The 21,626-nt window shown below is 49.8% G+C and carries 31 protein-coding genes and 1 pseudogene; 16 read left to right on the forward strand and 16 right to left on the reverse strand.

Annotated elements, in window-relative coordinates:
- Positions 1-33: 33 nt before the first annotated feature.
- A complete protein-coding gene (locus tag MKQ70_RS08605; protein WP_248069949.1) occupies positions 34-480 on the forward strand; it encodes a DUF3276 family protein in 447 nt (148 codons plus the stop codon).
- Positions 481-654: 174 nt separating this feature from the next.
- Here the strand turns inward: MKQ70_RS08605 and pgi are convergent, their stop codons facing one another.
- Genes pgi through MKQ70_RS08625 form a run of 4 tightly spaced genes read right to left on the reverse strand, consistent with a single transcriptional unit; the run spans position 655 to position 3,166 of the window.
- A complete protein-coding gene (gene pgi / locus MKQ70_RS08610) occupies positions 655-2,064 on the reverse strand; it encodes a glucose-6-phosphate isomerase (protein ID WP_248069950.1) in 1,410 nt (469 codons plus the stop codon).
- Complete coding sequence (locus MKQ70_RS08615; protein WP_248069951.1) at positions 1,959-2,306, reverse strand: hypothetical protein; 348 nt, start codon at positions 2,304-2,306, stop codon at positions 1,959-1,961. The genes pgi and MKQ70_RS08615 overlap by 106 nt, the downstream gene beginning before the upstream one ends.
- A 42-nt stretch (positions 2,307-2,348) precedes the next feature.
- A complete protein-coding gene (locus tag MKQ70_RS08620; protein WP_248069952.1) occupies positions 2,349-2,891 on the reverse strand; it encodes a TspO-related membrane protein in 543 nt (180 codons plus the stop codon).
- Positions 2,861-3,166: a TspO-related membrane protein gene (locus MKQ70_RS08625; protein WP_248069953.1), complete on the reverse strand. Its 306-nt coding sequence runs from the start codon at positions 3,164-3,166 to the stop codon at positions 2,861-2,863. Before MKQ70_RS08625 ends, MKQ70_RS08620 begins: the two co-directional genes overlap by 31 nt.
- Positions 3,167-3,371: 205 nt before the next feature.
- Between MKQ70_RS08625 and prfB the strand changes: the two genes are divergently transcribed.
- Positions 3,372-4,464, forward strand: a protein-coding gene (gene prfB / locus MKQ70_RS08630) for a peptide chain release factor 2 (protein ID WP_248069954.1) whose coding sequence is annotated in 2 segments (ribosomal slippage) — positions 3,372-3,431 and positions 3,433-4,464 — 1,092 coding nt in all. Because the reading frame shifts where the segments join, the coding sequence is not laid out codon by codon here.
- A 167-nt stretch (positions 4,465-4,631) separates the two neighbouring features.
- Positions 4,632-6,137, forward strand: a complete 1,506-nt coding sequence (gene pruA, locus MKQ70_RS08635; protein ID WP_248081177.1) for an L-glutamate gamma-semialdehyde dehydrogenase — start codon at positions 4,632-4,634, stop codon at positions 6,135-6,137.
- Positions 6,138-6,246: 109 nt separating this feature from the next.
- On the opposite strand, the gene MKQ70_RS08640 is transcribed toward pruA, so the two are convergent.
- Both MKQ70_RS08640 and MKQ70_RS08645 read right to left on the reverse strand, forming a co-directional pair.
- Positions 6,247-6,819, reverse strand: coding sequence for a peroxiredoxin (locus MKQ70_RS08640; RefSeq protein ID WP_248069955.1), 573 nt, complete (start codon positions 6,817-6,819; stop codon positions 6,247-6,249).
- A 120-nt stretch (positions 6,820-6,939) separates the two neighbouring features.
- Positions 6,940-7,572 (reverse strand): outer membrane beta-barrel protein, encoded by a 633-nt coding sequence (locus MKQ70_RS08645; protein ID WP_248069956.1) that lies wholly within the window; start codon positions 7,570-7,572, stop codon positions 6,940-6,942.
- Positions 7,573-7,752: 180 nt separating this feature from the next.
- On the opposite strand from MKQ70_RS08645, the gene pyrR reads away from it, so the two are divergent.
- The 3 genes and pseudogenes from pyrR (at position 7,753) to MKQ70_RS37975 (ending at position 9,277) form a co-directional block, all read left to right on the forward strand.
- Positions 7,753-8,295, forward strand: coding sequence for a bifunctional pyr operon transcriptional regulator/uracil phosphoribosyltransferase PyrR (pyrR, locus tag MKQ70_RS08650; RefSeq protein ID WP_248069957.1), 543 nt, complete (start codon positions 7,753-7,755; stop codon positions 8,293-8,295).
- Between the two features lie 42 nt (positions 8,296-8,337).
- A complete protein-coding gene (locus MKQ70_RS37970; RefSeq protein WP_282456272.1) occupies positions 8,338-8,718 on the forward strand; it encodes an aspartate carbamoyltransferase in 381 nt (126 codons plus the stop codon).
- A pseudogene (locus tag MKQ70_RS37975) lies at positions 8,715-9,277 on the forward strand (aspartate/ornithine carbamoyltransferase family protein). The gene MKQ70_RS37970 and the pseudogene MKQ70_RS37975 overlap by 4 nt, the downstream one beginning before the upstream one ends.
- A gap of 90 nt (positions 9,278-9,367) precedes the next feature.
- On the opposite strand, the gene MKQ70_RS08660 reads toward MKQ70_RS37975, so the two are convergent.
- The gene (locus MKQ70_RS08660; RefSeq protein WP_248069958.1) at positions 9,368-9,625 is read right to left on the reverse strand and encodes a hypothetical protein; all 258 of its coding nucleotides are present in this window, start codon (positions 9,623-9,625) and stop codon (positions 9,368-9,370) included.
- A gap of 191 nt (positions 9,626-9,816) precedes the next feature.
- Here MKQ70_RS08660 and MKQ70_RS08665 point away from each other — a divergent pair, with 191 nt between their 5' ends.
- From MKQ70_RS08665 to MKQ70_RS08690, 6 genes are all read left to right on the forward strand, one after another.
- On the forward strand, positions 9,817-11,016 hold the full coding sequence (locus MKQ70_RS08665) for a DPP IV N-terminal domain-containing protein (protein WP_248069959.1): 1,200 nt from the start codon (positions 9,817-9,819) through the stop codon (positions 11,014-11,016).
- 47 nt (positions 11,017-11,063) lie between these two features.
- A complete protein-coding gene (locus tag MKQ70_RS08670; protein WP_248069960.1) occupies positions 11,064-11,354 on the forward strand; it encodes a hypothetical protein in 291 nt (96 codons plus the stop codon).
- 44 nt (positions 11,355-11,398) lie between these two features.
- A complete protein-coding gene (locus MKQ70_RS08675) occupies positions 11,399-12,001 on the forward strand; it encodes an alpha/beta hydrolase family protein (protein WP_248069961.1) in 603 nt (200 codons plus the stop codon).
- 198 nt (positions 12,002-12,199) lie between these two features.
- The gene (locus MKQ70_RS08680; protein WP_248069962.1) at positions 12,200-12,451 is read left to right on the forward strand and encodes a hypothetical protein; all 252 of its coding nucleotides are present in this window, start codon (positions 12,200-12,202) and stop codon (positions 12,449-12,451) included.
- Positions 12,452-12,654: 203 nt separating this feature from the next.
- Positions 12,655-13,140 (forward strand): hypothetical protein, encoded by a 486-nt coding sequence (locus MKQ70_RS08685; RefSeq protein ID WP_248069963.1) that lies wholly within the window; start codon positions 12,655-12,657, stop codon positions 13,138-13,140.
- Positions 13,141-13,181: 41 nt separating this feature from the next.
- Positions 13,182-13,586: a hypothetical protein gene (locus MKQ70_RS08690; RefSeq protein ID WP_248069964.1), complete on the forward strand. Its 405-nt coding sequence runs from the start codon at positions 13,182-13,184 to the stop codon at positions 13,584-13,586.
- Here the strand turns inward: MKQ70_RS08690 and MKQ70_RS08695 are convergent.
- From MKQ70_RS08695 to MKQ70_RS08705, 4 genes are read right to left on the reverse strand one after another with little or no spacing between them, the layout of a single operon-like run.
- Positions 13,558-14,205 carry a VIT1/CCC1 transporter family protein gene (locus tag MKQ70_RS08695; protein ID WP_248069965.1) on the reverse strand — a complete coding sequence of 216 codons (648 nt, stop codon included), beginning with the start codon at positions 14,203-14,205 and terminating at the stop codon, positions 13,558-13,560. The two genes, MKQ70_RS08690 and MKQ70_RS08695, sit on opposite strands and share 29 nt — an antisense overlap.
- Positions 14,206-14,209: 4 nt before the next feature.
- Complete coding sequence (locus tag MKQ70_RS37985) at positions 14,210-14,392, reverse strand: hypothetical protein (protein WP_308198970.1); 183 nt, start codon at positions 14,390-14,392, stop codon at positions 14,210-14,212.
- On the reverse strand, positions 14,389-15,444 hold the full coding sequence (gene rocD, locus MKQ70_RS08700) for an ornithine--oxo-acid transaminase (protein WP_282456276.1): 1,056 nt from the start codon (positions 15,442-15,444) through the stop codon (positions 14,389-14,391). The genes MKQ70_RS37985 and rocD overlap by 4 nt, the downstream gene beginning before the upstream one ends.
- Before the next feature lie 32 nt (positions 15,445-15,476).
- A complete protein-coding gene (locus MKQ70_RS08705; RefSeq protein ID WP_248069966.1) occupies positions 15,477-15,740 on the reverse strand; it encodes an acyl-CoA-binding protein in 264 nt (87 codons plus the stop codon).
- A gap of 153 nt (positions 15,741-15,893) precedes the next feature.
- Between MKQ70_RS08705 and MKQ70_RS43230 the strand changes: the two genes are divergently transcribed.
- The 4 genes from MKQ70_RS43230 to MKQ70_RS08720 all read left to right on the forward strand — a co-directional run bounded on the left by MKQ70_RS43230 (position 15,894) and on the right by MKQ70_RS08720 (position 19,081).
- A complete protein-coding gene (locus tag MKQ70_RS43230) occupies positions 15,894-16,409 on the forward strand; it encodes a GTP-binding protein (protein ID WP_282456278.1) in 516 nt (171 codons plus the stop codon).
- 5 nt (positions 16,410-16,414) lie between these two features.
- Complete coding sequence (lepA, locus tag MKQ70_RS08710) at positions 16,415-17,680, forward strand: translation elongation factor 4 (protein WP_308199436.1); 1,266 nt, start codon at positions 16,415-16,417, stop codon at positions 17,678-17,680.
- A 23-nt stretch (positions 17,681-17,703) separates the two neighbouring features.
- Positions 17,704-18,351 carry a Dph6-related ATP pyrophosphatase gene (locus MKQ70_RS08715; RefSeq protein WP_248069967.1) on the forward strand — a complete coding sequence of 216 codons (648 nt, stop codon included), beginning with the start codon at positions 17,704-17,706 and terminating at the stop codon, positions 18,349-18,351.
- Between the two features lie 67 nt (positions 18,352-18,418).
- Complete coding sequence (locus MKQ70_RS08720) at positions 18,419-19,081, forward strand: hypothetical protein (RefSeq protein WP_248069968.1); 663 nt, start codon at positions 18,419-18,421, stop codon at positions 19,079-19,081.
- 649 nt (positions 19,082-19,730) lie between these two features.
- Here the strand turns inward: MKQ70_RS08720 and MKQ70_RS41090 are convergent.
- From MKQ70_RS41090 to manA, 5 genes are read right to left on the reverse strand one after another with little or no spacing between them, the layout of a single operon-like run.
- Positions 19,731-19,931, reverse strand: coding sequence for a DUF6580 family putative transport protein (locus MKQ70_RS41090; RefSeq protein WP_308199437.1), 201 nt, complete (start codon positions 19,929-19,931; stop codon positions 19,731-19,733).
- Positions 19,838-20,326 carry a DUF6580 family putative transport protein gene (locus tag MKQ70_RS08725; protein WP_248069969.1) on the reverse strand — a complete coding sequence of 163 codons (489 nt, stop codon included), beginning with the start codon at positions 20,324-20,326 and terminating at the stop codon, positions 19,838-19,840. Before MKQ70_RS08725 ends, MKQ70_RS41090 begins: the two co-directional genes overlap by 94 nt.
- Before the next feature lie 39 nt (positions 20,327-20,365).
- Positions 20,366-20,749: a cupin domain-containing protein gene (locus MKQ70_RS08730; protein WP_248069970.1), complete on the reverse strand. Its 384-nt coding sequence runs from the start codon at positions 20,747-20,749 to the stop codon at positions 20,366-20,368.
- Entirely contained in the window at positions 20,749-21,018 is a 270-nt protein-coding gene (locus tag MKQ70_RS08735; RefSeq protein WP_248069971.1) for a cupin domain-containing protein, read from the reverse strand. The genes MKQ70_RS08730 and MKQ70_RS08735 overlap by 1 nt, the downstream gene beginning before the upstream one ends.
- Positions 21,018-21,575 (reverse strand): mannose-6-phosphate isomerase, class I, encoded by a 558-nt coding sequence (manA, locus tag MKQ70_RS08740; RefSeq protein WP_248069972.1) that lies wholly within the window; start codon positions 21,573-21,575, stop codon positions 21,018-21,020. The genes MKQ70_RS08735 and manA overlap by 1 nt, the downstream gene beginning before the upstream one ends.
- Between the last annotated feature and the right edge of the window lie 51 nt (positions 21,576-21,626).

A 21,626-nucleotide genomic window follows, 5' to 3' on the forward strand; every position in this document is an offset into this window, starting at 1 on the left:
TTTGATTCGTTAACAACCTTAAATCTATCAACTGTGGCGTACGAAAACAACAATCAACAGGAAAGAAACAACGACAGCATCTTTTCCAAGCGATTGAAAGCGGGTAAAAGAAGAACTTATTTCTTTGATGTTAAAACCACACGTGGCAACGATTACTTTCTGACCATCACGGAAAGCAAAAAGCGCTTCAACGACAACGGTTATGACAGGCACAAAGTTTTTCTTTACAAAGAAGACTTCAACAAGTTTCTGAACGCGCTCACCGAAACGATCAATTATGTAAAAACAGAATTGATGCCTGATTTCGATTTTGATGCTTACAACCACGATTATTCCCGCGATGAAGAAGACGGTATCGACACTGCTGAAGTTAGCGCATCTGCTGACGAAGTAGCAGCAGTAACTGCTCATGAGGTGGAAGCACCTGTAGTAGCAGAAGCAGCAGCTTCCGCATCTGGAGATGATGTAGACAAATGGTAGTCCATTCCCTTTGTTATCGAAAATAATTGTAAGCCCCGGACAACCGGGGGCTTTTTTTATGCCTGAACGTTACCGTCTTGCCGGACTTTGGGCAGCTTATCTTCCTAACGGCCCATAAAAACAAAAATGCCTGAAAACCAAGGTTTCCAGGCATTTCATGTATAAATGACAATATTATTTACGCATGGCTTTAAACGCATTAATCAGGCCGTTGGTAGACGAATCGTGACTGCTGATGCTTTCGTCGCCACCCAGCTCGGGGAGGATTTTGTTGGCCAGCTGTTTACCCAGCTCAACGCCCCACTGGTCGAAGCTGTAGATATTCCAGATAACCCCCTGCACGAATATTTTGTGTTCGTATAACGCAATTAGGCTGCCAAGCGTTCTGGGCGTAATTTCTTTCACCAGGAACGAGTTGGTAGGGCGGTTGCCGGTAAATACTTTGAACGGCGTCAGTTCTTCGATCGCGGCATCGTCCATTTTCGCGGCTTTCAGTTCGGCGCGTACTTCTTCTGCCGTTTTGCCGTTCATGAGCGCCTCCGTTTGTGCGAAGAAGTTACTCAGTAATTTATTATGATGATCGCTCACCGGGTTCTGGCTGATCGCTGGCGCGATGAAGTCGCACGGGATCAGTTTGGTGCCCTGGTGGATCAGCTGGTAAAATGCGTGCTGACCATTGGTGCCGGGTTCGCCCCAAACGATAGGGCCGGTCTGGTAACTAACGGGCTTGCCCGAACGATCTACATATTTGCCGTTGCTCTCCATATTCCCCTGCTGGAAATACGCCGCGAAACGATGCATGTATTGGTCGTAGGGAAGTATGGCTTCTGAATCGGCATCAAAGAAGTTGCCGTACCAGAGGCCGATCAGCGCCATCAGCACCGGGATATTTTCTTCGAATGCCGCTGTGCGGAAATGTTCGTCTGCCGCAAAGGCGCCTTCCAGCAGTGCTTTAAAGTAGTCGAAACCCACTGTGAGCGCGATGGACAGGCCAATGGCGGACCACAGGGAGTAACGTCCGCCTACCCAATCCCAGAAGCCGAACATGTTTTCGGTATCGATACCAAAGGCTTTCACCGCCTTTTCGTTGGTAGACAGTGCCGCGAAGTGCTTCGCCACATGTGCTTCATCTTTCGCATGTTCCGGGAACCATTCGCGCGCGGTGTTGGCATTGGTCATGGTTTCCTGCGTGGTAAAGGTTTTGGATGCAATAAGGAAGAGGGTTTCTTCGGGACTTACTTTCTTCAGTGTTTCCACGATGTGCGTGCCGTCTACGTTCGATACGAAGTAAGGTTGCATACCTGGGCGCCAGAACGGTTTCAGCGCTTCTGTCACCATCACGGGGCCGAGGTCGGAACCGCCGATGCCGATGTTTACGATGTAACGTATAGGCTTACCCGTATAACCCTTCCATTCGCCGGCGTGTACACGGTTGCAGAAAACTTCCATGCGGGTGAGCACTTCCTGTACGTCTTTCATCACGTCCTGCCCATCGAGCAGCACCGGTTTGCCGGAGAAGTTGCGCAGCGCGGTATGTAATACGGCGCGGCCTTCGGTGGCATTGATCTTTTCGGCCCCGAACATCGCTGCAATAGCTTCCGGCACTGGCATTCTTTCGCCAGCGACTGCAGCAGTGTTAAGGTTTTATCGGTAATAATATTTTTAGAATAGTCGAACAGGATGTTTTCCAACTGAAGGTGGTACTTGTCGAACCTCTTCGCATCATCGGCGAACAGCTGACGCATCTGTGTCTTTTTCATCTCCTCGGCATGCGCTGCGAGCGCGCCCCATGCTTTCGTGCTGGTTAAATCAGTCTTTGGGAACATATTACATTATTTAGGTGGTACCAAAAGTATACATTTCTGACCTTAATGCCTTGTCCTGATCATGGATTTTCTTGAACGAAACAATTGGATAATAATAGCAAGGCCTATTACCACCATACAAACACTGGCGGCAATGATAATGTTCTCATTTTCAGCACCGCCGGCAGCCGATCTTTTTAAGTTGATACCAGCCAGCGCCCAAAGGCTTACCAACGCGTAAGGAATGTTATTCCGCCCGAAGATCGCCAGCAGGGTAAAAATGGTGGCCACCCCGCACATGATGAGGGCCCATCCTGGCGACATGGCAGGCAGCCAGTTTATGTGCACCAGCAGCGCAGTGGTGTTAGCGATGGTGGCTACGGCAATCCAGCCCAGGTAAATAGCGAACGGAATGTGTACGAAGAAACGCTCCCGCGCGGGTGTTCCGGGCAGAAATATGCCGAAGCGTTGCTGGATGAGCAGCAGGCTGGTGAGGATCACCAGCATGATCACCAGCGACAATGCCACCTGCTCATAATGCCAGGCAAATATCCAGCAGGCATTACCCAGGCAGTTTAGCAGGAACAGCCCGCCCATGCGCGACATGAAATTATGCAGTTCTTCCGGTGCCCGCGCGAAAAGGCAAGCCACACCTGGTAGATCGCAAACAATATCAACCCGAAATAAATCAAACTCCAGATGCTGAAAGTAAGTCCGGCCGGCGTAAAGTAATTCGGATACTGGTCGGAGAGGGTGCCGGTATCTTTCCCATTAATAGGTAAAATATTGGCCAGTGCATTAACGGTAATCACGATGATGAGTCCAACGAGATTAAAGACCGCCTGCTGGCGGTAACGCGAGAGATTTATAGCAATGCTCATACAATGTAGGTTTTCAATAAGCTGAGTTTGAACAAATATTGTTCCTTTCTTTAATTAACGATCCGGTTGGTGAGTTACGGTACTGCTCATCCCGGTTAATACAGGTTAAGCAGATGATAATTAACGTTTAGCGCGGGTTTGCCGCAATTATCCATCTGTTGCCACCGCGGTACATTCTCTTAAATTTTGCTTACATTTGCGCCCTATGACAATCGAGCAACTTAAACATATGAGGGACCGTCTGTACGTCCTGGGAGGTTTTCTTTGACGTCCAGGACCGTATAGCTAAAATTGAAAACGATAAGCAGCTGACGCTGGCCCCTGGCTTTTGGGACGATAACGAACGCGCCACGGGTATTCTTAAGGAAATCAAGGTAAACAAGTTCTGGGTTGACCTTCATGACAGCGTGCGCAGCGCTGTGGAGGACAGCGCCGTGCTGCTCGACTTCCAAAAGGAAGGCGAAGCGACCGAAGAAGAGGTGGAAGAGGCCTATAAAAAGGCATTAGTCGCCCTGGATGAGCTGGAGTTTAAATCCACGCTGAACCAGCCGGAAGACGAGATGCCGGCCGTACTCACCATCAACTCGGGCGCAGGCGGAACGGAAAGCCGGGACTGGGCCGAGATGCTGTTGCGCATGTACCGCATGTATGGCGAAAAACAGGGCTGGAAAGTTTCTGAGATCGACGTACAATATGGTGATGGCGCAGGCATTAAATCCGCCACCCTGGAGTTCGACGGCGACTTCGCCTACGGACTGCTGAAAGCGGAAAGCGGCGTGCATCGCCTGGTGCGTATTTCACCTTTTGATTCCAATGCCCGCAGGCATACGTCTTTCGCATCTGTATTCGTGTATCCGCTGGTAGACGATACCATTGAGGTGACCGTTAACCCGGCCGACCTGGAATGGGAATTTTATCGTTCCGGCGGTAAGGGCGGACAGAACGTGAACAAGGTGGAAACCGCGGTGCGTTTGAAGCATATTCCCAGCGGCATTATCATCGAATGCCAGCAGGCAAGGACCCAGGGCGAGAACCGCGAAAAGGCCTTAACCATGCTGAAATCACGTTTGTATGAAGAAGAAATCCGCAAACGGGAGGAACTGAAAAATGCGACCAACGCCAATAAACGCAAGATCGAATGGGGTTCCCAGATAAGGTCTTATGTTTTTCATCCTTATAAAATGATCAAGGACCACCGCACCGACTATGAAGTAGGTAACGTTGGCCCTGTGATGGATGGCGACCTGGAAGGATTTATCAAGGCATACCTGATGATGCAGAAGGAAGAAGCGCAGTAATCATGTGAATCATATACCAACCTTTTAAAAAACATTACACCAATGCATAACGCTTATTTTGACTTTGCAGCACCTGCAAATGAACCAGTGTTAAGCTATGCACCGGGTTCCCGGAACGCGCAGCACTCAAGAAACAGCTGGCCGCTTTTAAAGCAGAACAGGCAGATATCCCGATGTACATCGGCGGACAGGAAGTTCGTACCGGCAAAACCGTTGATCTTCGTCCCCCGCACGAACGTAAGCACAAGCTGGGCCATTTCCATATGGGAGATGCTGCTCACGTTACCGCCGCTATCGACGCTGCGCTGAAAGCAAGAGAAGACTGGGCGAACATGCCCTGGGAGCACCGTGCAGGCATCTTCCTGAAAGCGGCAGACCTCATGGCCACCAAGTACCGTTATCATATGAATGGTACCACCATGCTCGGCCAAAGCAAAAACGCGTACCAGGCCGAGATCGACAGCGCCTGCGAAATCATTGATTTCCTGCGTTTCAACGTTCACTACCTCACCGAAATTTACCGCCAGCAGCCCATCAGCTCACCTGGTGTACATAACAGACTGGAGTACCGTCCCCTCGAAGGTTTCGTGCTGGCCGTTACGCCGTTCAACTTCACCGCCATTGCCGGTAACCTGCCTGCCTCTGCCGCCATGTGTGGTAACGTAGTGGTATGGAAACCTGCTAATACGCAGGTGTACTCTGCCAATATGATCATGAAGATCTTCATCGAAGCAGGCCTGCCTGCCGGTGTGATCAACCTGGTATATACAGACGGACCTACTGTAGGCGATGTTTGTTTCGCACATCCCGACTTTGCAGGTATTCACTTCACCGGCTCTACCGGCGTATTCCAGACCATGTGGAAGACGATCGGCAACAACATCCACAAGTACAAAACATATCCCCGCATCGTTGGTGAAACCGGCGGTAAGGACTTTGTACTGGCGCATAAATCCGCCGACGTAGATGTAGTAGCCACTGCACTGGCGCGCGGCGCGTTCGAGTACCGGGGACAGAAATGCTCCGCTGCATCCCGTGCATATTTGCCAAGCAACATTGCAGAAGCGGTGAAAACCAAGCTGGTAGCAGACCTGAAGAGCATGAAAAAAGGCACGACAGAAGACTTCTCCAACTTCGTGAACGCAGTAATCGATGAGCGCTCTTTCGATAAAATTGCGCAGTACATCGACAATGCGAAGAAAGATCCGAAAGCGAAGATCATCGCAGGCGGCAACTACGATAAAACAGAAGGCTTCTTCATCGAACCTACCGTAATTGAGACCACTGATCCGAAATACGTAACCATGTGCGAAGAGATCTTCGGCCCGGTGCTGACGATTTACGTGTACGATGCGGAACAATTCGATGAGATACTCAAAGTTGTAGACAGCACTTCCGAATACGCTCTCACAGGTTCTATCCTGGCGCAGGACCGTTACGCGGTAGAACTGGCCACCCGTAAACTGGTGAACGCTGCAGGTAACTTTTACATTAATGATAAACCGACAGGCGCGGTAGTAGGGCAGCAGCCATTTGGTGGCGCCCGAGCTTCCGGTACCAATGATAAAGCTGGTTCGGCCTTGAACCTGTATCGTTGGCTGAGCGCGCGCACCGTGAAGGAAACTTTGGTGCCGCCGACAGATTACCGTTATCCGTTCCTGAACGAGGCATAATATTGAATTGAAATTTTGGAAGAAAGGGTTGATGGCGTTGGCTGTCAGCCCTTTTTCTTTGCGTCTGTATAAAAAAATAAAGCCCGGATAACGTCCAGGCCTTACTCATTTATGTACTTAACATTGTTTTTCTATTCATCCGCCGTTGCACACTGCACCCACAACAACTTTCCTTAACCTTTTTAATCGCCTCCAGCGCCTCCGTCACATGCTTCGTTGCCTGTAACTGAGAGTTGAAAATGTGGATCACCTTTCCTTCTTTATTGATCACGTAAGTTACCCTGCCGGTCATGCCCAGTGACTTGGGAACACCAAACAGTTTGCGCACCTGGCCGCCTTCGTCGGCGAGCAGCGTAAACGGTAAGCGGTACTTATCGGCGAATTGTTTGTGCGAAGCCACGTCGTCGCTGCTGATGCCGATGACCTTTGCGCCCAGGTCGCTGAAGGCGGTAAAGGAATCGCGGAAAGAGCAGGCTTCTTTGGTACAGCCCGGCGTTTCATCTTTCGGATAAAAGTAAATAACGAGCGGACCTTTGCCCAGTTCTTCTTCCGGGAGAAATGTTTGTCCGTTTTGATCCTGCAATTGAAACGCAGGCACTTTGTCGCCTACCTTTAATTGTCCTTCCGTATTACCGGAACCGAAGAGTGAAAAACCAAGCATGGTGATGAAAAGCGTTTTCATGGTAAAAAATGTATGGTAAAGTTACCACAAAAAACGGGCTGGAAGCGGTAGTATAAAAGTTAAAAGCCCGGCAGATAACCGCCGGGCTTTTAAAAAAATCAGAGAAGGTGAGATGTTTACTTAGAATTTCAAGTTGATACCAAACTTGAAGTTGTCCAGGCCCATACGGTCACCAGCGATGCCGAAAGAGTTGGAAGTGGTTTTCACATCGGAGCCGTCAGCTTTACCTTGCTTGTAATCGTAACCGATCAGGTTACCGAAAGAACCTTGCAGGGAGATGTTGTCTTTGATGTGGAACAGGATACCGGGCTCATAGAAAGCGCCGAAACCAGTTGTTTTGTACTTTGATTCTACGCCACCGGCTTCAGAAGTTTCTGTACCGAAAGCGCCATAGATACCCAGGTCGCTGTAGATAGAGAACTTAGTCTGCCATAATGGAGTTTCCAGACGAACGAAAGGAGCTACGCTGAAATCGCTGGTTTTGTCGGTCGTAGTTGCGCCGGCAACAGTGGTTTCATCTTTAGAACCGGTATAGCCTAAACGAATACCGATAGCCAATTTAGGTTGGATGTAATGACCGAAGCGGAGATCGATGCCGTAGCCATTTGTTTTTTCTTCAGTTGCTTCGTTGTTTGTGGTAACGATGCCAGCAGAACCGCCCAGGAAATTAGCCTTGGATTGTGCTTTTGCGAATTGAGTCATACCGAGCAGGAACGCGCCCGCCATCATCATTTTGATCGTAACTTTTTTCATTTTCGTGTGATATGGTGATTAAATATGATGAGCAAAACTAATGTTTAGTTTGATACGAACAAGCGAAAAAATAATTTTTTGTTAATATGTAAAATGATAAATTATCGCGCGCTCGATAACTTTTATGTTTGTGGATGATTCAGCAGGAATTGTTATTTTTGACCTCTAAAACGAAAACTTTTGAAGACCATTTTGAGCGATAAACAACAGGCCATCACGATCGACAGGCTTTGTCATCAGCTTATCGAAAATCACTTTCCGTTTGATAATTCCGTTCTGATCGGGCTTCAGCCGAGAGGCATTTATTTGTCCGACAGGATTTATGATAACCTGAAAAAATTGTTACCCGGTACGGAGATCCCGTATGGTAAGCTGGATATTACTTTTTACCGCGACGACTTTAAACAGGGCAACGCGATACATGTGCCGAATGAAACCAATATTGATTTTTCTATAGAGAACAAACGCATCGTACTGATCGATGACGTGTTGTATACCGGTCGTACTACACGCTCGGCACTGGACGCCATGCTGGACTTCGGCCGGCCGTCTGCCGTAGAACTGCTGGTGCTCATCGACCGCCGTTTCAGCCGCCAGTTGCCGATACAGGCAGATTATACCGGCCGCACCATCGATGCATTTATTACGCAAAAGGTTAAGGTACTGTGGAAGGAACGTGACGGGAAGGATGAAGTGGTGTTGGAGAACGGCACTACGAATTAGATTTTCAGAATTTCATTTTCGCCTTTATATTTGCAAATTAGCATGTCATTATCAGTAAAACATCTACTCGGTATACGCGATCTGAAGCGTCAGGATATAGAAACTATTTTTCAAACTGCTGATCAATTCAAGGAAGTTTTACAACGGCCTATCAAGAAGGTTCCTACACTCCGGGACACTACCATCGTCAACGTTTTCTTCGAAAACTCTACCCGCACAAGGATTTCCTTTGAGCTGGCAGAAAAGCGCCTGGGCGCCGATGTAGTGAACTTCTCCGCATCAGGATCGTCTGTATCCAAAGGCGAAACCTTGATCGATACAGTGAATAACATCCTGTCCATGAAAGTGGATATGGTCGTTATGCGCCACTCCGCCAGCGGGGCGCCGCACTTCTGGCCAAACACATCGACGTACCGATCGTGAACGCCGGCGACGGCATCAACGAGCACCCTACGCAGGCGCTGCTCGACGCATTTTCCATCCGCGAAAGGTTAGGAGGGGTAGAAGGGAAGAAGGTCGCTATTTGCGGCGATATCATGCATTCCCGTGTAGCCTTGTCCAACATATACTGCCTGCGCAAATTGGGCGCCGAGGTAACCGTTGTTGGTCCGCCCACGCTCATTCCCAAACACTTAGCAGCTGCACTGGATGTAAACGTTACATATAACCTGCGCGAAGCCCTCAACTGGTGCGATGTGGCCAACGTACTGCGTATCCAGCTCGAAAGGCAGAACACCCCGCTGTTCAGTTCCTTACGCGAATATTCACTCGTGTATGGCGTTAACAGGGCATTGCTCGAAAGCCGGATAAAGAGATCGTGATTATGCACCCCGGTCCGATTAACAGGGGCGTAGAGTTAAGTTCCGATGCTGCAGACAGCGGACAGTCCATCATCCTGCAACAGGTGGAAAACGGCGTGGCCATTCGCATGGCAGCCCTTTACCTGCTAAGCGGCGGGACCGGTAAAAAGCTGGAAGCCTAAAACATTCCATCTCACTAAAATAGAAAACGGAGCAAGTCAACTCATTATAAGTTGTGTCTTGCTCCGTTTTCCTTATGTAGTAAATAATGTTTAGTTCACTTCGTCCTCGTCGCCACGCAAGGTGCATTCAATTTTACGTTTGATGGCTGCGCTGAATCCTTCCAGCTCGATGTTGGGACGCTCGTCGAGGCAGATGCGGATTTTACCGTCCTCGGTCATAAGCAGCTCTTCCATTGGTTCCAGTAACGCGAAAAGAAGGCGTTTGCCACTTTCGGCCAGCTGGTTCATTAATCGGTCTTCCAATTGAAAGAACTCCCGGTTCTTGTAAGAATAGGTTACCTGTACCATAGTTCCTTTTTTTTCTCAAATAGGATTTTATATTATTAATAGGATTTTAATAGATTCATAAAAATACGCAAAAAAATAAATTGACAAAATAATTGATTGGTTTTTTTATTAATGCGTATTGATGTGTTCCATCAACGGTCCGTGTAATTCGAGGAATTCCTTTATTTTTAAAGCTCATTATATAAACAGCTATGTATCTCTCCCGCTTTAACCTGACCCGTTATTTGTTGGCCATATGCTGCCTGTCGTCCGTCACTGCTGCTAAAGCGCAGTTGCCCGGAGAAGGCTTTAAATGGACCAAAGAAGGCCAGTCGTTCTACAGTCTCGAAGACAATGGCATTTACGCCATCAACTTAAAAGACCTTAGCAGTACTCCCTCCGTACCTTTTGCCGATTTGAAAGACGCCACCGGCAAACCGTTGCAGGTAAAAGACTTCAGCTTTTCGGAAGATGAAAAGCAGGTGCTGATTTTCGCCAATACCCGTAAGGTATGGCGCTATCATACCCGTGGCGACTACTGGCTGTACAACATAGCCACTAAAAAACTGCAGCAGCTGGGCAAAGGCAAACCCGAGGCCTCACTGATGTTCGCCAAGTTTTCGCCCGATGGTAAAAAGGTGGCTTACGTGAGCGACCGTAATATATACGTAGAAGATGTAACCACCGGTGCTATCCAGCCGTTAACTAAAGACGGCACCCGCCGTTTCATCAATGGTACGTTCGATTGGGTATATGAGGAAGAATTCGGTTGCCGCGACGGTTTCCGCTGGAGTCCGGATAGTAAGTCGATTGCTTTTTGGCAAATCGACGCGACCAAGATCCGCGACTTCTACATGATAAATAACACGGATTCCATTTACTCCCACATCGTACCGGTAGAGTACCCGAAAGTGGGGGAAAGTCCTTCGGCCTGCCGGGTGGGCGTGATCGACATCAACAGTAAAAAGATCACCTGGCTGCAGGTGCCCGGCGATGCGCAGCAACATTATATTCCGCGCATGGAATGGGTGCCCGGCAAAAACGAATTAATCCTGCAACAGCTGGATCGCAAGCAACAGGTGGGTAAAGTAATGCTGGCGCAGGCCGCCACCGGCAAAACCCAAACCATCTGGCAGGAACGCGACAGTGCCTGGCTCGACGTGAAAAGCCGTTGGGAAGATGATAAGATTTCCGGCTGGGACTGGCTACAGAACAATAAGTCGTTCCTATGGGTAAGCGAAAAAGACGGCTGGCGTCACCTTTACAGCATTTCTGCAGACGGCAAACAGGAAAAGCTGATCACCAAAGGAAACTACGATGTAATAAAAATTTCCCGCATCGACGAGGCGCATAATACGGTTTACTTCTGGCGTCGCCCGATAATGCCACGCAACAGTATTTATACAAGGTAAACCTGGATGGTACCGGTACGGCTCAACGCATTACCCCCGCAAACGAAGTGGGCAGCCACGATTACCAGGTAAGCCCTAACGGCGCATACGCCTATCATACTTTCCAGAACCACCAGCAACGTGAGCAGGGTGGGATTATCAGTCTGCCCGACCATAAAACGGTACGAAACCTCGGCAACAACGGCGGCAGCGCTGCCCGCAACATCACATTCTTCCAGGTGACTACCGCAGATGGCGTTACCATGGACGGCTGGATGGTAAAACCGGAGAACTTTGATTCCACCAAAAATACCCCGTCGTATTTTACGTATATGGCGAACCCGCCAGTGCAACCGTAACCGATACTTACGGTGCAGGCTATAATCGCCTGTATGCCGGTGATATGGCGAAAGATGGTTACATCTACATTTCCCTGGACAACCGTGGTACCCCCGCGCCAAAGGGCCGCGCATGGCGCAAGTCCATCTACCGCAAACTGGGTATCGTGAATGCACGCGACCAGGCGATGGGTGCTAAAGAAATCATGAAATGGTCGTTCGTAGACCCGACCCGCATCGCGGTATGGGGCTGGAGCGGCGGCGGTTCCATGACACTGAACCTGTTGTTCCAGTATCCCGAGATTTACAGCACCGGCATTGCTGTTGCCGCAGTTGGCAACCAGCTGACGTACGACAACATTTACCAGGAGCGTTACATGGGGCTTCCCCAGGAAAGCATGGAAGACTTTGTAAAAGGTTCTCCCATCACTTATGCTAAAAACCTGAAGGGCAAACTGTTGTACATCCATGGTACCGGTGATGATAACGTGCATTACCAGAATGCGGAGATGCTGATCAACGAGTTGGTTAAGAATGGTAAACAATTCCAGATGATGGCTTACCCGAACCGTACGCATAGCATTAATGAAGGGGCGGGTACGACGGGGCATTTGTCGCAGTTGTATACTAACTTTTTGAGGCAAAATTGTCCTCCGGGGGCGAAGTAATGAGCGGCAAGAATATATTACATGCATTGCTCGTGCTTTCCGTGTTACTGGCGATACCCGGCCTAATATTTTTTCGGAAACTCTTGCCAGAATGGTGGCTGTTACTGACGATGTTCGTTGTTGGGCTGGCTGCCATTCCTTTCATGCGCAAACCGTTAGCAAACCATTTGAACGTACATACAAAAGTTCTGGCAAGGCGTGTATAACGTATTTACTTTGGGAGGATTACCGGTATCGCGCTTCCTGATCATGAATTTCTTTTTCCGGGGAGAGGATATCAGGTTTGTGCGGGAGCCGATCATTTCGTACAATTCCAACATGGAGTCGGAGTTGGGGCGAAAAGGAATGCCGACTGGTTGGCAGACGGAGCGCTTTTTTGTGACGATTGAACTCGGGGGCGGACATTATGGCTGCCGCCGCGGGCTGTCGACAAGAGCGGCGACTATATAGATCTGGCCATTTCGCGGGGGCTGTTTGGTGTGGATGTTATCATTGAATTTTTATTTGGATACTGATACTAAAGGAAGACGGCATTGCTGTCTTCCTTTTTATATTGTTGACTCATGAGCAGCGAACAGCGCATAAGTAAAAGACATTTGGGGATGCGGCCGCCCGTTGCTCCGGCTCCAACGGGGCCCAAAGCAAAACGACAGATGGGCAACAGGACACTCATCATCACTTTCTTTATGGGCGCGTGGATTGCCTTAGTCACCACCGAATTGTTGGAGGCCACCATCATCCCTGTATCACTGGTGTTTGTCATATGGGCACTGGTTGGCCTTATAGGAACGTTATGCTTTCGAGGTAGAATTGACGGGAGACTTTGGGGACAGGTCGTGTATTACATTGCAGTACTTGGCAGTCCCATCGTTTATGCCGGTCTCGCGACCAATTACTACCTGGCGGACGAAAATGTTGTGACTACAATAGTACCCATTTCTGAAATACAACAACAGGGCCGGTCGAGCAGGGGACGTTGTGTGGAGCCCGCCGTCCGCATTAATTACCACGGTACTGAAAAGAGTTTTGCCTATCCCTGCGGTACCGACTTCACCGGCTACAAAAGTTTACGCATCACCGTTTCCCGCGGCTATTTTAACTATCCCATTATACGCGACTACGAATTAAGCAGCGAATAAATCGTAATGATCTATCTTTGTCCCCCAGAACAAACAGCATTATGTCGAAATTAAGTATTACCGGAGTTGCAGCAGCCATCATCGTGATAATCAGCGCCTTCTTTCCCTGGGTGACGATCGAAAGTAAGAACCTCGTATTCACAGGGCTGGATACCAAAGGCTCGTCATTCGGTGAACCTGCCGTGCTGAACATTGCTTTCTCTATCGCCTGTATGCTGTTCTTCTTCCGGAAACGTCCGGCTATCCTCGCCAATTTGTTCTGCGCCACCTTCCTCACCGCGTGGTCGTTCCGCAACATGCTACTGTTCTCCCGCTGCGAAATGGGCGAATGCCCCCACCGCGAAGCAGGATTGTTCCTGTCCGTAGGGGGAGCATTTCTTGTATTAATTTGTGTATTGTTCCAGAAAGTAAAAAGGCCTAAGCCAGGTTCCGGGCAGTGGAAATAATGTAAACGCCCAGTACTACGGCGCCGCCGATCAGCATATGACGGATCGCCATCGGGATGGGGCGTTGCTTTGTCATACGTGCTTTGATGTAGGCAAATACCAGCAGGGAGAGGAGCCCGCTCGTTAAGCCTGCCTGCGATGCATTTTCAAAATTTTCATCCGGGAAGAAAGGGAATAAGGGCAAAATGCCGCCGAGCAGGAAAAACACGCCCGTCAGTATTGCGCTGCGGAACGCGCTGGGTGGGTGATACGCTACTTCTTTTACTTCTTCCTTTACCAGCATATCTTCCCACTTTTTCTGGTCAGCCGCCATTTCTTCCCCGATATGGGTAATAACTTGCTCTGAAATGTCCAGCTTTTGCAATTTCTGTCGCTCATCGGCTGTGAGTACACCGTCTTCGTGGTCTGCCGCACCGCGGTTGGCGAAGAACGTGGTCACGATGAACAGGGCAGTGACCGCGGCAAGGATCACAAAGTGGATATAGTAGAAGTCCTGTACCGGCATCTTGTCGTACAGCAGCTGCGAGCTGAATAATATTACGAGGATGCCGTCCGGGAAACCCAGCAGGAAATCAGTTCTCCAGCCCGTGCTGCGGATAGCTTTGTCTTGTTTCGTCATTGGGTTAGTCTAATATTTCGAGGCTGCGTGCAATAATGCCCACGCATTCCTGCACTTGTGAAGCATTGATCGTTAAAGGCGGCGCAAAGCGGATCTTATCGCCATGCGTCGGTTTGGCCAGCAGGCCGTTTTCTTTTAAAGCAAGACACAAATCCCAGGCCGCATCTGCATGGTGGTGTTTTATCACGATGGCGTTGAGCAAACCTTTACCGCGCACCAGCGAAACGTGCGGGGACTGTATATCGCGGATGCCTGGCGGAGCAGTTCGCCCATGGTTACGGCGTTTTCCGCCATTTTCTCTTCCTTTAATACGCCCAGTGCGGTAATAGCTACTTTACAAGCGAGCGGATTACCACCGTAGGTAGAGCCATGTTCGCCCGGTTTAATGGTGAGCATGATCTCATCGTCTGCCAGCACAGCTGCTACCGGCAGCACACCACCGGAGAGGGCTTTACCCGGGATGAGGATATCGGGCCGGACGTTTTCATGATCGCAGGCCAGCATTTTACCGGTACGGGCAAGTCCCGTCTGGATCTCGTCGGCCATGAACAATACCTTTGCATCGCTGCAGTACTGGCGTGCTTTGCTGAGGAAACCTTCGTCGGGTACCACGACGCCTGCTTCACCCTGGATGGGCTCCACTAGGAAGCCGGCCACGTTTTTATCCTGTAAAGCCTTTTCCAGCGCCGGTAAATTATTATAAGGAATGATTTCATACCCCGGCATAAAAGGGCCGAACTGTGAGCGGGCGGCCGGATCGGTGCTGAAGGAAATTACGTTTAGCGTACGTCCGTGGAAGTTGTTGGCGCAGATGATGATCTTTGCCTGATTCTCCGGGATACCCTTTACCATGTACCCCCAGCGGCGGCAAAGTTTGAGGGCGGTTTCCACGGCTTCCACGCCGGTATTCATCGGCAGCACTTTATCGTACCCGAAGTAATCCGTTATATATCGTGCGTATTCACCCAGCATATCGCTGTGGAATGCGCGGGACGTAAGTGTGAGTTTCTGTGCCTGTAAAATAAGCGATTGTATGATCTTGGGATGGCAATGGCCCTGGTTGACGGCGGAGTAGCCGGACAGGAAATCGTAATAACGTTTGCCATCCACATCCCATAAAAAAACGCCTTCGCCCCGCTCCAACACCACCGGTAACGGGTGATAATTGTGGGCGCCATACTGTTCTTCGAGTGACAAATAATGCTGTGATCTTTCGCTGATCGTAAATCCCGGTACCATACTCCACAAAAGTAATGATTGTAAACAGAAAACTACGATTTGCCGCGGAGGCGGTCGATCAGCGCCACATATTCCTGCATGGCCGCCGTTTTATCCTTTCCTTTGAGCCCGGACCAGGCATCGTGTTTGGCGCGGGCCACGAAATCGAAGGGATTGGCGGGCGCTTCCACGTTTACATCGCCTTCTGTAGCCTGTTTATAAAGCGAGTAAATCTGTAAAAGGGTATCATTATCGGGTTTTTCCGCCAGGGTTTTACTGGCGGCTACGGCGGCTTCAAATTGTTCCTGCAGTTCCATGTTAACTTTTTATGATAAATGTAGCTAAATAGGGGAAATAGCCACTTGCCTCTTATTTAATAATAACAAAATTTAAATACCTTTGCGCTTTGAAAGAGGTTGTTTTAAGAAGATGTAAGAAAGCGTACTCTGAGCCGCCTCACTGTAACATTTATGAAGAATATCCGTAATTTTTGCATCATTGCGCATATCGACCATGGTAAAAGCACCTTGGCCGACCGTTTACTGGAGCACACCAAAACCATTTCGCAGCGCGATATGCAGGCGCAGGTATTGGACGATATGGACCTGGAGCGTGAAAAAGGCATTACTATCAAGAGCCACGCGATCCAGATGACCTATATCGTGGGCAAGGAGAAATATACCTTTAACCTGATTGACACTCCCGGTCACGTGGACTTCAGCTATGAAGTATCCCGTGCGCTGGCCGCCTGTGAAGGTGCGCTGCTGCTGGTAGACGCCGCGCAGGGTATCCAGGCGCAAACCATCTCCAACCTCTACCTGGCGCTCGATAACGACCTGGAAATCATCCCCGTTATCAACAAAATCGACATGGAAGGCGCCATGATCCCCGAAGTAAAGGACCAGATCATGGAGCTTATCGGTTGTAAGAAGAAGACATCCTGCTGGCGTCCGGCAAAACCGGTATCGGCATCGAAGAAATATTAGAGGCTATCGTAGCCCGCATTCCTGCACCTTCCGGCGATCCGGAAGCTCCGCTACAGGCGCTGCTGTTCGATAGCGTATTCAACTCTTTCCGTGGCATTATCGCTTACTTCCGCGTGTATAACGGCGTGATCAAGAAGGGCGATAAGATCAAATTTGTAAACACCGACCAGGAGTATGAAGCGGACGAGGTGGGCATCCTCAAACTGGGCCTCGAGCCGAAAGGTGAGGTATCTACCGGCGACGTGGGATACATCATTACCGGTATCAAAAACGCGAAGGAAGTGAAAGTGGGCGATACCATCACCCACGTGGCACGCCCCGGCGAAGGCATTAAAGGTTTTGAAGAGGTGAAGCCGATGGTATTCGCGGGTATCTTCCCCGTGGTGACCGATGACTTCGAGGAACTGCGCGAATGTATGGAGAAACTCCAGCTGAACGACGCCTCGCTCACCTTCGAGACAGAAACTTCCCAGGCACTGGGTTTCGGTTTCCGTTGCGGCTTCCTCGGTATGCTGCACATGGAGATCATCCGGGAACGACTCGAAAGGGAGTTTAACCAAACGGTGATCACTACCGTGCCGAACGTGAGCTTCGTAGCTTACGACTCCAAAGGCAAAAAGAGCATCGTGAACAACCCGTCAGAAATGCCGGACCCCACGAAAATGGACAAAATCGAAGAACCTTTTATCCGCGCGCAGATCATCACGCTGCCGGAATATATTGGTAACATTATGACGCTGTGCCTCGGTAAACGCGGTCTGCTCATTAACCAAAGCTACCTTACCACCACCCGTGTGGAACTCATCTTCGAAATGCCGCTGGCCGAAATCGTGTTCGACTTCTATGATAAACTGAAGTCTAACACCCGTGGTTACGCCTCGTTCGATTACCACCCGATCGACTACCGCGAGTCGGATATTGCTAAAATGGATATCCTGCTGAACGGCGAAAAAGTGGATGCCCTTAGCGCATTGATCCACCGCAGCCGTGCGAACGACTTCGGTCGTAAACTGGTGTCTAAACTGAAGGAACTGCTGCCCCGTCAACAGTTCATGATCGCGATCCAGGCTGCTATCGGCGCTAAGATCGTGGCCAGGGAAACCATCAGCGCGATGCGCAAAGACGTAACCGCAAAATGTTATGGCGGTGACATCTCCCGTAAACGTAAACTGCTGGAAAAACAGAAAGAAGGTAAGAAAAGAATGCGCCAGATCGGGTCCGTAGAGGTACCGCAGGAAGCGTTCCTCGCCGTACTGAAACTCGACGATTAACATTTAAACATATCGCCTCAAACATGAAAACACTTGTTTCGTGGAGCGGGGGCAAAGACAGTTGTTTTGCAATGATGCAAAGTATCGCAGCAGGCCATGTGCCTGCTGTGTTGCTTAATGTCATGAACGAAAATGGCCGTATCTCCCGTTCACATGCGCTTCCCGCCGCTATATTACAGCAACAGGCCGCCGCTATGGGGATTCCGATGCGCAACATCCCGTCTTCCTGGCAGGAATACGAAAAACATTTCGTGAATGCTTTGCAGGAGCTGAAAACCAACTATAACCTGGACGCCGCGGTGTTCGGCGACATTGACCTGCAGGCGCACCGCGACTGGGAAGAAATGGTATGCGCGAAAGCGGGCCTACAGGCGATATTGCCACTGTGGCAACAGGATAGAAAGGAACTGGTGATGCAAATGCTGGACGCCGGCATTAAAACGATGATCGTATCGTGCAACACCACTATGGGCCCGGACTTTCTGGGCAGGGTGATGGACAGGCAACTGGTAGCCGACCTGGAGGCGATTGGGGTGGATGTATGTGGCGAGAACGGGGAGTTTCATACGGTGGTGATGGATTGTCCCTTGTTTAGCGCGACGTTGGTGTTGCCGGGGTATGTGAAGGTGCAGCATGAGCAGTATCACTTTTTGCAGTGGGAGGATAAATAATATTAACTGCGTATATTCAATGCGTGCGGTTGCACGAAATTGTTAACCAATTAAATACCTATACATTATGATGACGAAACGAATTGTTTTGTTAACGGCTGGCTTGCTGGCGGGGGAAATTGCGTTTTCCCAATCGACGTATGTGCAAATAAATGACACACGGAATTACAGCAGCTCCCCGAATGAATATAACCAGGAAATACGGGGAGAGTTTAAGCTCCGGACAGCTATGGGAATTTCCGGCACGAGTCTGTTTGGCGGGCAATTAACCATCGCCCCCTGGGCCGACGTTTCCGGCAACAATATTCATCAGTTTGGCTTCATTGATGAGGGTTTATTTTATCGTCAGGGTACGCAAGGGGTAAACACCTTGCATCCATGGACTAAACTACTTACCAGCACGGGATTGCAGAACGTAAATGGTAAATTGTTCCTGTCACATGCTGACGACGATCTCCTGACCCTCCAGACCACTGAAACCAACAGCTGGGCCTACATGCAGTTCCTCGACCCCACAAAACGAACCGCCTATTTCGGCGTATCAACCGCGAACAACCTTGAGATTGCAAAAGAACACGGCGGCAACATTGCACTAGTGGGAGGCAACGTGGGGATTGGCACGCTCAATCCCATATATGAACTCTCTGTCGCCGGCACGGTAGGCGCCAAAAAGTCAAAGTCACCGCCACCGGCTGGCCCGATTACGTATTCAAAGACGACTACAAACTGATGGGCCTCTACGAACTTGAGCAGTTCGTTAAAAACATCATCACCTTCCGGAAATACCTGACGAACAGACTGTTGTAAAAGAAGGCGTCGACCTGGGAGACATTAACAAACAGTTACTGCAAAAGGTAGAAGAGCTATCCCTCTACCTGATTGAACACCAGAAAGAACTGGACAAACTGAAAGCGGCGAACGAGGGGTTACAGAAAGAAATTACCGAACTTAAGAGCCGTCTTTGATGGTTCAGTGATGGTTGGGTGATGGTTCAGTGTAGGTTCGGTACGCCTGTCACGTCCTTGTCACGTCCTAAGATAGGTTTACACCCTGGTAGATAATCCGAATTTAGGTTTTACACCCGCAGTTCGGTATGCCTGGCAGCATCCTGGCTGCTTCCTTCGCTGATCCTTCGCTCATCTTACGCTAAAACCTTTGCCACGGCCGATTGAACGTAGGATGAGCGAAGGATCAGCGAAAGATGTTGTTAGGATGTAGCTGCTGTATGGCCATTTATCAGCTTTCGTATGGGATAGGAAAGCCCTTGCACAGCCTTGAAAATGAACTAACATCGGCATTACAGTAGAATTACCTCGCATAAAATAGAAACAGCCCCTGCAGTTAATACCGCAGGGGCTGTTTTATATACAACAAACTTACTAGGCAAGTTGCTTGTCCGCTTCAGCGGGACGGCTAAACACCGGCTGCAGCAGCTCGTAAGCTGCGAACAGGAACGCGCTGTAAAATACATTGCTCATAATGGTGTTCAGGAAAAAGCTGCTGAACATGTTACCTTTCTGGTAGAACGGAATGGCAGCAGTGTAGCACTGTACCAGGCCGGCAGCCGTTTTCGGGTAAATATTCTCAAACGCCCGGTACCGAAGTTCGAGATCAGGAAAAACAGCAGGCCGGAACCGATGGCGGCGAGGAATACGCGCAAAGCGTTTACCTTCCTCATCTGGGTACCGATCCAGGTTACCAGCATGAAAGCGCCGTAGTTAAACGCCATGCCAATACCATAGAAGCCTTTGATGTTGGTGAACAGTTCAAGGAACAGGTCGCTCAGCAACATAGCGCCCAGGGGCACCAGGTAAGCCAGGCGTTTGTCTTTGATCACGATACCGGAAAACAGGGCGCTGGCGCCAATCGCGGTAAAGTTATAGATCGCCATGTGGTTGGTAATCAGTCGGCCGAGAGCGCTGATGAACACTAGGGCAGCAATCAATACTAAGTGGGATGCAGTTTCTTTCTTCATGTATAACAAGAATTCTATACAAATGTAGGTAAAAAACCTTTAGGCCGGAACGCCCGCCTTAAAGATAACGGTTGAGGCAGAAGCGGTTACGCTGTATTGCTCGCCAAATGCGACAAATGCGCACTGTCCTTTAACCAGCTCCAGCGTATCCGAACCTGCTACCGTAGCCGCGCCGCTCATCAGGATGAGGATCTCGGCGGCAGTGCTGGTATGCTGGTAGGTTTCGCCGGCAGCCAGTACAATACGGCTCACCTGGAAGTCGGGGGCAGGCGAGGGGTAGATAAACTCCGCCTTATCAGCGGCAGGCACTCCTTTTACAATTACAGGGTGTACGGCTTCGAAGCGGGTGTGCTTCAGCAGCTCGGGCACGTCGATGTGTTTCGGAGTAAGACCGCCACGCAGTACGTTGTCCGAGTTAGCCATCAGCTCCACGTTTTGTCCCTCGAGGTAAGCGTGCGGAATACCTGCGTCCGGAACACGGCATCGCCTTCCTGTACCTGCATAATATTAAAGAAGTAGATCGAGAAGATACCGCGATCGAGCCGGTCAAAGCCCGCCGGGTCGTTGGCTACCGCGCGGCCTGTCCAGAAGGCGGGATCGGATTTGGCGAGCGTACCAGCTTTGTAATCCGCCAGCGCCTTTTCAGCGAGCGGGCGCAGGATGGTGTTTACTTCCTCCTGCGGCATTTCCATTACCTTTTATATAAACCGAAATAACCTTCCTTTTCGAAGATGGGGGTGAGGAAATTAAATGCAGGCACATTGGCCAGCACCGCTGTTAACTTATCTTCCGGTAAAAAACCGTGCAGGAGCCAGAACTCACCAAGGGCCACCATGATTTCGGGCTTATGGTTTGCGTCCTTATAATTACGATTTGGCGCGTTTAATGGAATGCCTGCTTCATTTTCGCGGGCGAATCCTTTTTCTGCTTCCGACTTGGTGGGGTGCACCTGGATGGAGAGCATATCTTTAACGTCGAGAATTTTAAAGAGGTAAGGCAGCTCACCAAAACGCGATTGCGTAGCTGCGCCCAACACTTGTTGCGGATTGGCGGCTACGAGTTGGTCGAGCGTGGTATCACCGTTAGCAGTGGCGATTACGGAGGGTGCGCTCACGTGTGCGCCCATCCAGTATTCTGCGCTGGGCTGCCCGTTCGGCGTAATATTCAGTAATTGCGGAATGTAGTCGTATCCGCCCCAGGCATAATGTTGTACCTTTCCTTTTAATAAAAACAGCTTTTTGTTTTCCATGCCTGTCAAGTTTTTGTTCCGGGTAATTAAGGTTGTAAAAATAGAAAAAGA

This window comes from Chitinophaga sedimenti, from assembly GCF_023156195.1.
GTDB lineage: Bacteria > Bacteroidota > Bacteroidia > Chitinophagales > Chitinophagaceae > Chitinophaga > Chitinophaga sedimenti.